Below are 14,181 nucleotides of genomic sequence, written 5' to 3'. Positions count from 1 at the left end.
AGGCCCCTACCCGCCCGTAACCTGCCGCGTCCATTCCGGCAGGTTGTAGTAATTCGAAATCCGCGCGACCTTGCCCTCGCGCAGGGTAAAGAACGCCCCCGCCGGCAGCACATAGGTCTGGCCGGCGGCCTCCGGCAGCCCCTCGTCGGTGCTCAGATAGGTGCCATGGACGACGAATTCCGCCGCCGCCCGGCTGCCATCGTCATTGACCATCACCACCACGTCGCGGATCTCCTCGCGATAGCAGCGGTCCATGCGTTGCAGAAAGGCGCGGAACGCCGCCACCCCGCTCTCGCTGCCGCCCTGGTTGATGTCATGCACGACATCATCGGTCAGCAGGGCCAGAAAGGCCGCGCGGTCGCCGGAATTGAAGATGCGGTAATAGCTCTCGATGACCGCACGCGCGGTGGCAATGGACATGACGGGCTCCGATCGGTCAGGCAGGATATCCGACAGTCTGATAAGGCCCTTGCCACGGCGAGGGAATGTCGGGGCCAGCCCATCGACACAAAAAAATCGACCCGATCCGCTCTTCCTGTGTTTCATGTCGGAACCGAACCGTCATCCGACGCGAACATTCGGGTGACAGGCCGACAGGCCCGACATGATAGCCGGGAGCCCTGCCGGTCAGAAGGAGGATTGTCCGCATGCCCAGCCGTACCGGCCGCCTGCTCGCGATGCTGGCCCTGCTGGCCCTCCCGGCGGGCGGGGCGCATGCCGCATCCGGCGATCCGGCCGCCTGCGCACCGGTCCGCCTGTCCAATGTCGGCTGGACGGATGCCGAAGCCGTCACCGCCGTCGCCGCCACGCTGTTCGAGGCCCTCGGCTACGCCCCCCGCACGCCGATGCTGGCCCTCACCATGACCTATGTGGCCATGCGCGACCGGCGCGTGGACGCGTTTCTCAGCAACTGGGAACCCGCGGGCAGCACCCCGATCGCCCCATTCCTTGCCGACGGGTCGGTAGAACGGCTGGCCACCAACCTGTCGGGCGCGCATTACACGCTGGCGGTGCCCGATTATGTCTGGCAGGCGGGCCTGCGCGACTATCGCGACATCGCGGCATGGGGCTCGCGCCTGGGCTACATGATCTTCGGCCTGGAAGCCGGCAATGACGGCAACGCGCTGGTGCTGGACATGATCCGCACCAACCAGTTCCAGTTGCAACGCTTCCGCCTGGTGGAAAGCAGCGAACAGGGCATGCTCAGCCAGGTCGACCGCACGATCCAGAGCCACCGCCCGATCGTGTTCCTGGCGTGGGAGCCCCATCCCATGAACCTGCGCTTCGCCCTGCGCTACCTGACCGGCGGCGACAAGGTCTTCGGCCCCGATGGCGGGGCCACCGTCAATACCGTGATCCGGCGCGGCTACCGCACGGACTGCCCCAACGCGGCGCGGCTGCTGGCCCAAATCCGCTTCACGATCCCCGACGAGAACATCATGATGCTGGCCATCCAGCGCGACCATATGCCCCCGCCCCAGGTCGCCCGGCACTGGCTGCGCGACCATCCCGATGCCTGGCACACCTGGCTGGACGGCGTGACCACCCGCGACGGCGCGCCGTCCCTGCCCGCCATACAGGCATTTCTCGCGCCCGGTGGATGAATCTGACGGATTGAATGAAATTTATGTCGTATCGGGACAAGAGGCACGCGCTTATGGTTCCGTATCCTCGTTTCGGACAAGAAATCAAACCGCCCGGCACGGGCCGGCCACGATCGGGAGAATGATCATGTCAGAAGGGGCATCGGCCGGCATCAAGCCGCGCCTGCGCGTCGGCTTCATTCTCGCCGAGCATTTCACGCTGTCCGCCTTCGCCTTGTTCGTCGACCATCTGCGCCTCGCCGCCGACAAGGACGATCGCAGCCGCCCCATCCATTGTTCCTGGCAGGTCCTCTCCGCCTCGGTCCATCCGGTGCGCTCCAGTTGCGGCGTGGCCATCGCGCGCGACGCCCCGCTGGGCGATCCCAGGGCCTTCGACCATATCGTCGTGGTCGGCGGCCTGCTGCACGGGCAGGAGCAGATCGATTACGTCACCACCGCCTGGCTGCGCCGCGCCGCCGCCATGGGCATCACCCTCATCGGCGTCTGCACCGGCACCTTCGCCCTGTGCCGCGCCGGGCTGATGGACAATCGCCGCGTCTGCGTCAGCTGGTACCATCGCCAGGATTTCCAGGAGGCCTTTCCCACCCACGAGCCGGTCAGTGACCAGATGTTCCTCGACGATGGCGACCGCATCACCTGCTCCGGCGGCGGGGCGGCGGCCGACGTGGCCATGCACCTGATCGAACGCAGCATCGGCCGCCCGGCGGGGCTCAAGGCCAGCCATATCCTGCTGATGGAACGCGCCGGCGCCGCCGGCAACCAGACAAGGCTGCAACCCCAGCCCCCGACCCTGGCCTCGGCAACCCGCTTCGCCGACCCGCGGGTGCGGCGCGCGGTGTTACACATGGAACAGAACATGGCGCGCCCGCTGCCGATCGCGCAGCTCGCCGCCCGGCTGGGCATCTCCAGCCGCCAGCTCGAACGGCTGTTCCAGACCACGCTGGGCCGCAAGCCGCAGGATTTCTATCGCACATTGCGCCTGCGCCACGCCCGCGCCCTGCTGGAAGCCGGCGAAATGAGCGTGACCGAGATCGCCATCGAGATGGGCTTTTCCGACTGCTCGCATTTCTCCCGCCATTTCAAGAGCATGTTCGGCATCAGCCCCAGCGCCTGCCATCGCACCGCCCTGCCCGACTTCGCCGCCCGCCGCGCCGCGCCGGACGTGCTGTCCCATGCCGGCATCAGGCTGTTCTCCGACCGGTAAAGACAACCCGACCATGGCCTATGCCGACGCCCATATCCTCATCGTCACCTGCGCCAGCCAGACGGGTCTGGTCGCCGCCTGGTCGGGCTGCCTGTTCGACGCGGGCGCGAACATCATCGAGATCCATCAGCATGCGGATCTGGCGGAGGGCCAGTTCTTCATACGCATCGCCTTTACCGCCGCCACCCCGCCCGACCGGGCGATCCTGACCCAGGTGGCGGCCCGGTTCGACGCGCACTGGCAGTTCTACCCGGCCGGCGCGCGGCAGCGCGTGCTGATCATGGTGTCGAAATTCGACCATTGCCTGGCCGACCTGCTCTATCGCTGGCGCATCGGCGAACTGGCGATGGACCCGGTGGCCATCGTGTCGAACCACCCGCGCGAGGCCACCCGCGCCGTCGCCACCGACGGCATCCCGTTCCACTACCTGCCCGTCACCCCCATGACCAAGGCGGCGCAGGAAGAGCAGCTATGGCGCCTGGTGGCCGAAACCGGGGCCGACCTGGTCGTTCTGGCCCGCTACATGCAGGTATTGTCGAACGAGATGGCGGCGAAACTCTCCGGCCGCTGCATCAACATCCACCATTCCTTCCTGCCCAGCTTCAAGGGATCGCGCCCCTATCACCAGGCCCAGGCCCGCGGCGTCAAGCTCATCGGCGCCACCGCCCACTACGTCACGGCAGACCTCGACGAAGGTCCGATCATCGAACAGGATGTCGAACGGATCTCGCACGCCGACACGCCCGACGACCTGATCCGCAAGGGCCGCGACGTGGAACGGCGCGTGCTGTCCAAGGCCGTGCATTACCATCTGCAACGGCGGGTGATCGTCAACGGGCATCGCACGGTGGTGTTTCCTGACTGACCAGCCCGGCCATGTCTTTCATCCCTGGGGCGGTGTATATGATCGCGGACATTTCCCAGAAGATGAATATTTTCGATGAAAAAAGTCATTATTATTACAAACCCGACGGCCGGACATCATAGTCGCTCAAGAATTTCCCGCTTCGTACGCCATCTGGAACAGGCCGGCCTGCGCCCGACGCTCGCGCAGACACAATATCCCGGCCACGCGACCATCCTCGCCCGCGACGCCGCCGCCAGCGGGCTCTATTCCCACATCATCGCGGCAGGCGGAGACGGCACGATCGCGGAAGTCGCAGCGGGCATGATCGGCACCTCCGCCATCCTGGGCATCCTCCCCCTCGGTTCGGCCAACGTGCTGGCGCACGAGCTGAAGATCCCCTTCAACGAGATCAGGAACGCCACCCTGATCCAGGCCGGCCATTTCACGACCATCTGGCCAGGCTATCTCCACACCAAGGCGGGGCGCCAGCCTTTCGTACAGATGGCCAGCATCGGGTTCGACGCCCACATCGTCCACGGCACCTCGACGCGCCTGAAAGCATGGGTGGGCCGCGCCGCCTATGCCGTCAGCACGCTCTCATCCCTCTTCCGGTTCGAACTGACGGAATTCACCGCGCTGATCGACGATATTCCCTATCGGGCCACAACCATCATCGTCTCGAAAGGATCGCTCTACGCCGGAAAATACGAGCTGACGCGCCATTCCGCGCACGGGGACAGGAATTTTTCCGTCATCCTGTTCGAAACATCCGGCAAGCTGGCCCTGGTCAAGACCATCCTCTCGCTGTTCCTCGGCAGGATCGAGCAGCAGAAGGGCACGCGAACCCTGACGGCCTCGACCATCCAGGTGCCATCCCCCGCCGCCATTCCCATCCAGAGCGACGGCGACCGCAAAGGATTTTCCCCGGTCCATCTCGATATTTCCACATCGCCGCTGCACGTGGCGACGGGTCCTACCCCTCCGCCGGCAGGGTAAAGACCACCGGTTCCACCCCCAGATCGGCCAGCAGGCGGGTCAGCACGGCGCGGGGGATCACCCAGGTTTCCGTATTGTCCAGCGGATGACAGGTGATGGCATCGGCCTCCAGCAGAGAGGATTCGATGGCAAAGCGGACCTGGTGCTGCGTATCGGCCACCAGGCTGAGCGGCCCCAGCGCACCCGGTTCGGTGTCGAGCACCGCACGCATCAGTTCCGGACTGCCGAAGGACAGGCGCTTGGTCCCGATCAGCCCCGGCAGGGCCTTCATGTCCAGCCGCCGGTCCGCCGGCACACTCACCAGCACCAGAACGCCCTTTGCATCCTTCAGGAAGGCATTCTTGGTATGCACCCCCTCCAGCCCCGCATAATGCAGATGCGCTTCCTCCACCGTGCGGACGGGCGGATGGCTGACGCCGTGCGGCTGGAAATCCAGCCGCTCCAGCAGGGCACGCAGATCTTCACGCATCAATGGATGTTCCTTCTCATGCGCCCAGCATGCCGAGCGCCCGCAGATGGTCAAGCAGCACCCGCGCCGCCTCGGCAGGGTCCGGATTGTCCAGCACCCGCCCTCCACCAGCCGGCGCGGCCGACCCGATCAGCCGGGGGCGCGCACGATAGGGTCGCTCCGTCCCTTCCAGCGGGGCGATGGTCTCCGCATCCGCCACAGCGACCGTATGCATCGCCACCCGCCGCGCGCGGTCGAAGACAAAGGGCGGCGCCGGCGCCGCATCATGCGCGCACAGGATGCAGGGCAGCCTGATCCGCGCGTCCTGCCGCGCCCCCAACGGCAGGCCGATCGTCACCGGCAGCCAGCCGTCCGCCACGGTGCCGATCGCCACCACACCGGCAAGCAGCGGCCAGCCAAGCCGCTCGGCCAGCAGATAGGGCAGCATGCCGCTATCCTCGCCACCGCAGGCCCGCGACCCCGCCAGCACCAGATCGGGCGGCGCGGCAGACAGATGCGCGGCCAGAATCGCGACGGGATCGCCCACCCCCCGCAGACACGCGATCTGTCCCAGCCCATGACCGGCCGCCTGCCCCAGGGCCGCCGCCGGCAGACCCACATGCAACCCACCGACCGCCCCACCCGCCGACAGCGCCAGCCCGATGGCCGCAATCTCGCCGCGCGGCGGAGCCGGACGGCCGGAGACAGGGTCGACCCCGCCCGAGAGCAGCACCACGCTGCGCATCACCCTCCCCCCCGCAGCAGGGCGATCAGCGCCGGCATGACCGCCTGCGCATCGGCAATGATCGACAGCCCCGCCCGCGCAACGATCGCCGCATGCAGGTCGGTATTGACCGCCACCACATGCTCCACCTTGCCCAATCCCTGAAGATGCTGCGGCGCGCCGGCAATGCCGAACGCCAGATAGCAGCGCGCATCCAGCACCGTGCCCGACGCGCCAACCTGCGCCGCGCGCGGCATCAGCCCGGCATCGCACACCACACGGCTCGCCCCCTCGGTCGCGCCCATAAGGTGAGACAGGGTATGGAAACTTTCAAAATCCCGCACCCCCTGCCCCGCCGCCACCACGAACGGCGCCTCGGCCAGGGGAATACCGGCAGCCTGCGCCGCGATCACCGGCCCGACCTCCATCCGCGCCTCCATCGCCGGCACGTCCGGCGGCGGGCATGCCCGGCCCTCGCGCCGCATCCCGCCATAGGGCGCGACACGATCGATCGGCAGGGTCAGCACTCGGGCCGGCATGGCCGCCCGCTCGCGCCACGCGGCCCCAACAGGCCGAATCGCCTGGCGCGCGCTCAGCATTTCAATTCCGGTCTGGATCGGCCACCCCGACCGCGCAGCCAGCCGGCGCGCCCAATCCCCCCCCGCCGGCGTTTCCGCCAGCACCACATGGCGCGGCGCAAACGGCACCAGCGCCGCCAGCATCACCCCCGGCATCGCGTCCGGACCAATGGCCGTATCCAGCCACACCACACGGTCGGCACCCGCCTCGCCCACCGCCTCGCCCGCATCTCTCCCAGCCAGCAAGGCAACGACGCCACCATCCGCCCCCGCCAACGCACGCGCCGCACCCAGTGTCTGGCGCGCCCAGCGATCCAGCCGCCCATTCGGCGCCTCGACGACCGCCGCAACCCAGAAGACAGGCGTTTCGACGCGAATCATCACGGGCTCACGCGGCCCGGCATCCGGCGCAATCGCCATACCATCCCAGCCGGCGCGTGCCAGACGCGGCCGGGCACCGCCCGGCACCAGGCAACGCGCCCGTTCCGCACGCGGATCGCGTCTGGGCCGCCTCGTCATCGCACCGTTGCTCATGCCACCACCGCCGCCAGCACCAGTTCGGCCACGTCACGGATCTCGGGGCGCGGCCCGGTCACGCCTTCCAGCATCGCGGTGCAGCCGGGGCAGGCCACCGCCACCAGGCTCGCCCCCGCCGCTCGCGCCTGCTCCATCCGCAGGTCCGGAATCCGGGTGACGGCATCGACATCGCTGACCGGACTGCCGCCCCCGCCGCCACAGCACATGGCGCGCATGCCATGACGCGCCATTTCCACCCGGTCGGTGCAGGCTGCATCCAGCAGGCGGCGGGGCGCATCGATCTCGCCATTATACCGGCCCAGATAGCAGGGATCGTGATAGGCAACGCGCGCACCTTCCCGCCGCTCCAGGCGCAGCCGCCCGTCGCGCACCAGCTCGTCCAGCAGGCCGGTATGGTGCTGAACCTCCCACCGGCCGCCCAGCGCCGGATATTCATTGCGCAGCACATGCAGCACATGCGGATCGGCGGTAACGATCTTCGTAAAGCACCGCGCCTTCAGCGCCGAGATGGCTTCCGCCGCCAGAGACTGGAATGTCGCCTCATCCCCCAGACGGCGCGCCAGATCCCCGCAATCAACCTCGTCCGCGCCCAGGGTGGCGAAGCGCAGTCCGGCCCGGCGCATCAGCGTGACCAGCGCCCGCAATGTGCGGCCATAGCGCGCGTCGAATGCCCCCTCACCCAGCCACAGCAGGATGTCCGTCTCGCCCCCCGGCGGCAGCACCGGCACATCAAGGGCCGCAATCATGTCCCCCCGCGCCGCCAGATCCCGACCGCCTGGCTCGGCCCGCTCGCGCGAAGCCCGCAATGCCTGTGCCGCGCCGTCACGCGTCGCCCCCAGCATCAGGGTCTGTCCCCGCCGCAGCGCCACCACCGCGTCGACATGCTCGATCAGCATCGGACACTCCTCGACACAGGCGCGACACGTGGTGCAGGCCCACAGCATGTCGCGATGCAACACATTGCCGACGATGGGCTGCCCCATTCCCCCCTTGCCCTGCAACATCGGCACCGATGGCGCCGGCCGCCCGGCATAAGGAGGCGGCACGGCACGCATCGCCCCCGACAGGGTCTGGATCAGCGCCTTGGGGTTCAGACGCTGCCCGGCGGCGAAAGCAGGGCACGCCTCCTCGCACCGCCCGCACTGGATGCAGGCATCAAAAGCAGCCAGTTCCGGCCCCGAAAAATCGGCAGGCACCAGCACGCCCAGACGCGGCGCCGCAAGATCGAGCGGCCGTAACCCCGTATCGCGCCCCTTCCCGCTGAAACGGCCCGGCCGCGTATGACCGGCCAGCCATGCCACGCCGGCCAATGCATGGCGCATCGGCCCCAGCGCCACCAACCGCAGCAGCGCCACCCCGCCCAAGCCGCCCAGCACCACCGACAGGATCACCGGCAGCGCCGGCGCACCGATCGCCATGAACAGGGCGGCCAATCCATTGCCCACACACCATGCGGCCAGAGCTGCCGGCAGCCACAGAAATGCGCCTCCCGACAAGGCGGGCGGCATCTTCGGCACCCGTCGCCGCCACACCAGCAGCGCACCGATACCCCCCATTCCGAAAACCAGAGCCGCCAGCGCCCAGACAATCCCCCCCGCACCCAGCAGAACCGCCAGCAGCGCCAGCGCCGACCCACCCAATACGCCCCCGGCCGCCATGGCATGCATCCGCGCGGCCGCCGGACGGCGCGCGACGACATGATGCACATCCACCAGATAGCGCCGAGGCACATGCCGCAGCCCCGCCAGCCAACCGGCCGCCGGGCGCCCCTTCAGCCAACGCGCCAGCAGCACCAGCCAGCCCACCACGGCCGCCAGCGCAATGCCCCCGATCTCCCCTGCGATCAGCGCCCGCATCAGGCTAGAGATCCTTGCACAGCCGCAGCGCGTCATAGAGCGCAGCATGGACGTTGCGCGCCGCCACGGCATCGCCGATACGGAACAGCGCATATTCCCCCGCCCGGATCCGCTCCATCACCGGCTGGGGCCGTCCGGCGACCAGCGCGTGCGCGTTGGTCTGCCCGTCATTGGCCGAGGCCGCCTTCAACCCGTCATAAACAGTCCTATCCGGCGCCCCGCCGCGATCGACCACGATGTGATCAACCACCCGCTCCTCTTCCGCGCCCGTCATGGTGTTGCGCAGCACGGCGACCAGCCGGTTGCCCTCGCGCCAGGTCTCGGTCAGTTCCATGTTCGGCGTCGTCACAACGTTCAGCCGATAGAATTCGCGCAGATGCACCGGCTGGTTGGTGGTACCGACCTCCTGCGCCACCAGCCGGTCATGCGTCACCAGCTCGACCAGACACCCCCGCGTCGCCAGCAATTCAGCCACCGAGGACGCATTATGCTGTCCCATTTCGTCGAAGATCAGCACACTGCCCGTCGGCGCAATCCGCCCCGCCAGCACGTCCCGCGTCGTATGGTGCAGGTCGCTGCCCGGATCGTCACCCCGGATCGCATCGCCGCCCGTCGCCACAATCACCACATCCGGTGCGCACAGCAGGATATCGGTCACCGTCGCGTCCTCGCCCAGTCGCAGGTCGACCCCCAGCTTGCGCACCTGCCCGTCCAGCCAGCGCACAATGCCCGACAGCGCCTCGCGCCACGTCGCGCGGGCCGCCAGGTTCACCTGCCCACCAGTGCGGTCCTCTCGTTCGAACAGCGTCACCTGATGGCCACGCAGGGCACAGACCCGCGCGGCCTCCAGCCCCGCCACGCCGGCTCCGACAATGACCACGCGCCGCGTCACCGGCGCCGGCACGATCTCGTGCGGCATCGTCGCCTCGCGGCCCGTCGCCGCATTCTGCAGGCACAGCGCGTCGCCACCGACATAGATCCGGTCGATGCAATAGCCCGCCCCCACACATTGGCGGATATCGTCCTCGTGCCCGGCAGCCAGTTTCCTGACCAGATGCGGGTCGGCGATATGCGCGCGGGTCATCGCCACCATGTCGACATGGCCCTCGGCCACCGCGCGGGCCGCCGTCGCCAGGTCGGTGATGCGCTGGGCGTGAAAAACGGGAATATCCACCGCCCGCTTGATCGCGCTGGCCAGGCCGAGAAAAGGCGCGACGGGAAACGCCATATTAGGCAGCGAGACCGCATGCGCCATCTCATCACGCGCCTGCCCGCCGATGACATTGACGAAATCGATCAATCCTCGACGCGCGTAGTCCTCGGCAATCGCAATACAATCCTCCTGCGTAAGCCCCCCCTTCATCAGTTCATCGCCCGACATGCGCATGCCGACCACGTAATCATCCCCGGTCGCCTCACGGATCGCGCTCAGCACCTCGATGCCGAAGCGCATCCGGTGTTCCAAACTGCCACCATAGGCATCGTGCCGGTGATTGACCGATGGGCTCCAGAACTGGTCCAGCAGATGCCCATGCGCCCCCGAGATTTCCAGCCCGTCCAACCCGCCCTCGCGACATCGCCGCGCGGCAGCTCCAAAGGCACGGACGACACGGGTAATATCCTCCGGCTCCATCTCCTTGGGGATCGACCGCGATGCCGGCTCGCGCCGGACCGAGGGCCCGATCACCGGCAGCCACGCATCGGTATCCCACCGCGTACGGCGCCCCATATGGGTCAACTGGATCATCAACCGGGCGCCATGGCCATGCACCCGGTCCGCGAACTGGCGGAAATACGGGATCACGCTGTCGTCGGAGACCGCGATCTGACTCCACGGCGTGGCCGGGCTGTCCAGTTCGACCGAGGACGAACCGCCGAACATGGTCAGCCCGATGCCGCCCTTCGCCTTTTCAGCGTGATAAAGCTGGTAGCGTTCCTGCGGTTTGCCATCGACGCCATAGCCCGGCGCATGGCTGGTGCTCATCACCCGGTTGCGGATGACCAGCGACTTGATGCGCAACGGCTTCAGCAGGGCATCGGCATAGGGGATCATATTCGTTCCTTCAGCCTGCCTGCCGCTGGCGTTCCTGGCGCGGGGCATAGCCGAACCGGTTACGGAAGGCGGTCGAGAAATGGGCCAGGGACATGAAGCCACAGGCAATGCCGATATCCGTGATCGACATGCCGGTCTGCCGCAGCAGGCGCCGTGCGCGCTCCAGCCGTGTCGCGGCCAGATAAGCGACCGGCGTGGCACCGGTATAGGTGCGGAACAGCCGTTCCAGCTGGCGTTCCGACAGGCCGGCGGCGCGCGCGATCTCACCCACGCTCAGCTTCTGGTCGATACGGCTTTCCATCAGCTGCACGGCCCGGCCCATCGATGGCGGCAAGGGGTCCAGCGTGGTGACGGGCTGAACCTCGCTCCCCGCCCGGTCGCGCTCCAGCAGGAACTGCGTCGCGATTTCGCGGGCGCGCGCCGGGCCGAGATGGGTGGCGATGATCCGCAGCATCATATCCAGCGGCACCGCACCACCGGTGCAGGTGATGCGATCGCGATCGATCACGAACATCTCGTCCACGATATCGATCTCGGGAAATTCCTCGCGGATCGCGCCCAGATTTTCCCAATGGATCGCACAGCGATAACCACGCAGCAGCCCGGCTTCGGCCAGGGCGAAAGTGCCGGTACACAACGCCCCGATCACGATCCGCTGCCGCGCCAGCCGGCGCAGCGCCACCCGCAGCTCCTGGCTGGTGGCGGAGCGGACATCGATCCCACCGCACACGAACAGCACATCGAGCCCCTCGGCGTCCCCCAGCGCTTCGGTCGGATGCAGCGACAATCCGTTGCTGGCGGCAATCGGCGCGCCATCCAGGCTCAGCACCCGCCAGCCATAATCCTCGCGCCCGGTCACTCGATTGGCCATGCGCAACGCCTCGATCGCGTTACTGACAGCGATCAGCGAATAGGTCTTCAGCGTCAGGAACCCGAAACGGCGCAGGCTGGCGAGGTCGCTGGCGCGTGGGGCCATCGCTCTAACGCTCGATCACGAGATCGCTGGTGGGGCGCGCGCAACAGATCAGGATCATGCCCTGGTCGATCTCACGCTGGCGGATGCCACCGTCATGTTGCATCTCCACCGTGCCGGATACCAACCTGCATTTGCACGTTCCGCACATGCCCCGCGCGCAGGATGCCGGCAGGCGCATCCCGGCTGCCCGCGCGGCGGACAGAACCGGCGTATCACCGGCACAGGCAATCTCGCGCCGGCTTCGGGTGAAGCTGACTGCATATTGCACGCCGCCAGGCACAGCCTCCTGATCGGAACCGTCGGCCTCCTGCGCCACCAGTTCACCGAAATCGAAACTCTCCTCGTGGAATCGCTCCATATCCAGCCCGGCTTGCATGGCCAGCGCCCGCACTGCCTGGCGATAGCCCTCCGGCCCGCAGACGAACCAGCGGCGGGCGAGCAGATCGGGCACCTCGCGCATCAGCAGCGCCCCGTCGATCCGCCCCATCGCACCCGGCCAACGCCGCCAGGGCGTATCGTGCTCGCAGGTGACCCGCACCCGCAGCGACGGCGCCTGGCTTTCCATCCATGCCAGTTCACGTTCGAAAATCAGGTCGTTCGGCGAACGGGCGGAATGCAGGAACACGGCATCAACATCGAAGCGCGTATCGACCATGTGCCGCACCATCGACATCACCGGCGTGATACCGCTGCCCGCCGAGAGAAACACATATCGTTCCGCCGCACCGTCCGGCGGCACATCCAGCACGAAATCCCCCGCCGGACCCAGTGCCGCAATCTCCATCCCCGGCTGCAGATGATCATGCAGCCAGTTCGACACCGGGCCGCCGGCCACGCGCTTGACCGTGATCGCCACCGCATCCGGCCTGCTAGGTGAGGAGGAGAGCGTGTAGCAGCGATGATACACGACATCCCCGATCATGACGGTAAAGGTCATGAACTGCCCCGGCCGGTAGCGGAACCGGCGCGGCGCGGGCGCGGTCAGGATAAAGGTCGCCACATCATGGGTCTGCCGCCGTACAGCACGGCAGACCAGCACTTCGTCCTGTTCGGGGTCCCAAAAGGGCAGCAGGGTCTCACTGGACATCATGCCGGCAGTCAGCCCAGATGCGCGTGCAGGCGCGCCAGGTACCAGAGCATGAATTTCTCGACCAGCCCTTCGGTATAGGGCGAATACGGGCCTGGCACATAGGCCGGATCAGCGACTCCGCGCTGCGTCATCTCCACCAGATCGGCATCCTGGCGGTTGGTCACGTTCCAGACGTCGGTCAGCTTCTCCAAATCGTAATCCACGCCTTCCACGGCATCCTTGTGGACCAGCCATTTGGTACGGACCAGCGTGCGCCCCTCATCCAGCGGCAGCGCGGTAAAGGTCACGATATGGTCGCTCATGAAATGATGCCAGGAATTGGGCTGCGTCCAGAAATGCAGTCCCCCCGCCGCCTTGTCGCGGATCGAACCCAACGGGATTCGGCAGGCCGCCATCGTGTCCATCGTCTGGCTTTCGCCCGCGCCATCCAGCGGCAGGCGTTCGGTGCGAAAGCCGGTCGGGCGATCGTCCAGATGCTCGATCAGGCGCGAGGGCAAACCCGCCTCCTCCCACGCCGTATGGGAGGTCTGGCGCAGCGTTTCATATCGCGCGGCCTGCTCCTGCCCTTCCGGCGTCAGTTCCTCGGGGGCGAAGCCGAACCCATAGGCGAAAAGCGGAATCGTCAGTTCGGGATGATTGGGCGTGCAATGGTAGCATTCGCGATTATTTTCCATCACGAGCTTCCAGTTGCCATATTCGATCAGGTCCGCCGAATGCGCAACGCGCGTGTTGCGCAGATCATGCGGTGCCAGATACGGCTCGATCTGCCGCGCCAGATCGTCGATATCGTCGGGCGGCGTTTCCGCCAGGCAGATGAACAGCAACCCGCCGACCGAGCGCAGCGCCACCGGGCGCAGCCCGTGGCAGGACGGGTCAAAACCGTCGCCCATATGTTCGGCGAATTTCAGGGCGCCATCCAGCCCATAGGTCCAGGCATGGTAGGGACAGACCAGATTGCCGACGATGGACAGCCCCGGCGGCAACAGCCGCGCGCCACGATGGCGACAGACATTGTGGAAGGCCCGGATCTGCTCGTCATCGCCCCGAACGATCACGACGGACGAAGCACCGATATCCACCGCCAGCGCGTCGCCAGCTTCCGGCACCTCGCATTCCACCGCGGCATAGATCCAGTGCTGGTGAAAAATGGCGTCCATATCGGCCCGGAAGATCTCCGGGTCGGTATAGAACGCGCTTTCCAGCGCATGTCCCGGTCGACGACGGGCGATCAGGCCCCGTACCGCCTCGGCATCGTATTTCGGCATGGC

At 67.1% G+C, this 14,181-nt stretch carries 13 protein-coding genes; 4 read left to right on the top strand and 9 right to left on the bottom strand.

Translation table 11 applies throughout. The features are described from left to right. Positions 1 to 6: 6 nt before the first annotated feature. Positions 7 to 420: a ketosteroid isomerase-related protein gene (locus HLH35_RS04755; RefSeq protein ID WP_182978059.1), complete on the bottom strand. Its 414-nt coding sequence runs from the start codon at positions 418 to 420 to the stop codon at positions 7 to 9. 227 nt (positions 421 to 647) lie between these two features. On the opposite strand from HLH35_RS04755, the gene HLH35_RS04750 reads away from it, so the two are divergent. From HLH35_RS04750 to HLH35_RS04735, 4 genes are all read left to right on the top strand, one after another. Beyond that, positions 648 to 1,604: a glycine betaine ABC transporter substrate-binding protein gene (locus tag HLH35_RS04750; protein WP_182978058.1), complete on the top strand. Its 957-nt coding sequence runs from the start codon at positions 648 to 650 to the stop codon at positions 1,602 to 1,604. A 127-nt stretch (positions 1,605 to 1,731) separates the two neighbouring features. After that, positions 1,732 to 2,808, top strand: coding sequence for a GlxA family transcriptional regulator (locus HLH35_RS04745; protein WP_246384850.1), 1,077 nt, complete (start codon positions 1,732 to 1,734; stop codon positions 2,806 to 2,808). Between the two features lie 13 nt (positions 2,809 to 2,821). Next, entirely contained in the window at positions 2,822 to 3,673 is an 852-nt protein-coding gene (gene purU / locus HLH35_RS04740) for a formyltetrahydrofolate deformylase (protein WP_182978056.1), read from the top strand. Between the two features lie 75 nt (positions 3,674 to 3,748). Then, positions 3,749 to 4,651 (top strand): diacylglycerol/lipid kinase family protein, encoded by a 903-nt coding sequence (locus HLH35_RS04735; protein WP_182978055.1) that lies wholly within the window; start codon positions 3,749 to 3,751, stop codon positions 4,649 to 4,651. On the opposite strand, the gene HLH35_RS04730 is transcribed toward HLH35_RS04735, so the two are convergent. The 8 genes from HLH35_RS04730 to HLH35_RS04695 are packed head-to-tail and all read right to left on the bottom strand — an operon-like array spanning position 4,629 to position 14,178. Continuing rightward, entirely contained in the window at positions 4,629 to 5,120 is a 492-nt protein-coding gene (locus HLH35_RS04730) for a prolyl-tRNA synthetase associated domain-containing protein (RefSeq protein ID WP_182978054.1), read from the bottom strand. The genes HLH35_RS04735 and HLH35_RS04730 overlap by 23 nt on opposite strands. Positions 5,121 to 5,136: 16 nt before the next feature. Beyond that, the gene (locus HLH35_RS04725; protein WP_182978053.1) at positions 5,137 to 5,844 is read right to left on the bottom strand and encodes an electron transfer flavoprotein subunit beta; all 708 of its coding nucleotides are present in this window, start codon (positions 5,842 to 5,844) and stop codon (positions 5,137 to 5,139) included. Then, complete coding sequence (locus HLH35_RS04720; RefSeq protein ID WP_182978052.1) at positions 5,844 to 6,935, bottom strand: FAD-binding protein; 1,092 nt, start codon at positions 6,933 to 6,935, stop codon at positions 5,844 to 5,846. Before HLH35_RS04720 ends, HLH35_RS04725 begins: the two co-directional genes overlap by 1 nt. Continuing rightward, positions 6,932 to 8,794: a DUF3483 domain-containing protein gene (locus HLH35_RS04715; protein ID WP_182978051.1), complete on the bottom strand. Its 1,863-nt coding sequence runs from the start codon at positions 8,792 to 8,794 to the stop codon at positions 6,932 to 6,934. The genes HLH35_RS04720 and HLH35_RS04715 overlap by 4 nt, the downstream gene beginning before the upstream one ends. A gap of 4 nt (positions 8,795 to 8,798) precedes the next feature. Further along, positions 8,799 to 10,847, bottom strand: coding sequence for an NADH:flavin oxidoreductase (locus HLH35_RS04710; RefSeq protein WP_182978050.1), 2,049 nt, complete (start codon positions 10,845 to 10,847; stop codon positions 8,799 to 8,801). 10 nt (positions 10,848 to 10,857) lie between these two features. Continuing rightward, positions 10,858 to 11,823 carry a GlxA family transcriptional regulator gene (locus tag HLH35_RS04705; protein WP_182978049.1) on the bottom strand — a complete coding sequence of 322 codons (966 nt, stop codon included), beginning with the start codon at positions 11,821 to 11,823 and terminating at the stop codon, positions 10,858 to 10,860. A 4-nt stretch (positions 11,824 to 11,827) separates the two neighbouring features. Next, a complete protein-coding gene (locus HLH35_RS04700) occupies positions 11,828 to 12,913 on the bottom strand; it encodes a hybrid-cluster NAD(P)-dependent oxidoreductase (RefSeq protein ID WP_182978048.1) in 1,086 nt (361 codons plus the stop codon). Positions 12,914 to 12,921: 8 nt separating this feature from the next. After that, on the bottom strand, positions 12,922 to 14,178 hold the full coding sequence (locus tag HLH35_RS04695) for an aromatic ring-hydroxylating oxygenase subunit alpha (RefSeq protein ID WP_182978047.1): 1,257 nt from the start codon (positions 14,176 to 14,178) through the stop codon (positions 12,922 to 12,924). Positions 14,179 to 14,181 lie beyond the last annotated feature (3 nt).

The organism is Gluconacetobacter asukensis (genome assembly GCF_014174375.1).
In the GTDB taxonomy this organism is placed as follows: Bacteria; Pseudomonadota; Alphaproteobacteria; order Acetobacterales; family Acetobacteraceae; genus Gluconacetobacter; species Gluconacetobacter asukensis.
Note: the sequence above shows the minus strand (reverse complement) of the source record. Positions and strands in the feature narration are given on the sequence as shown.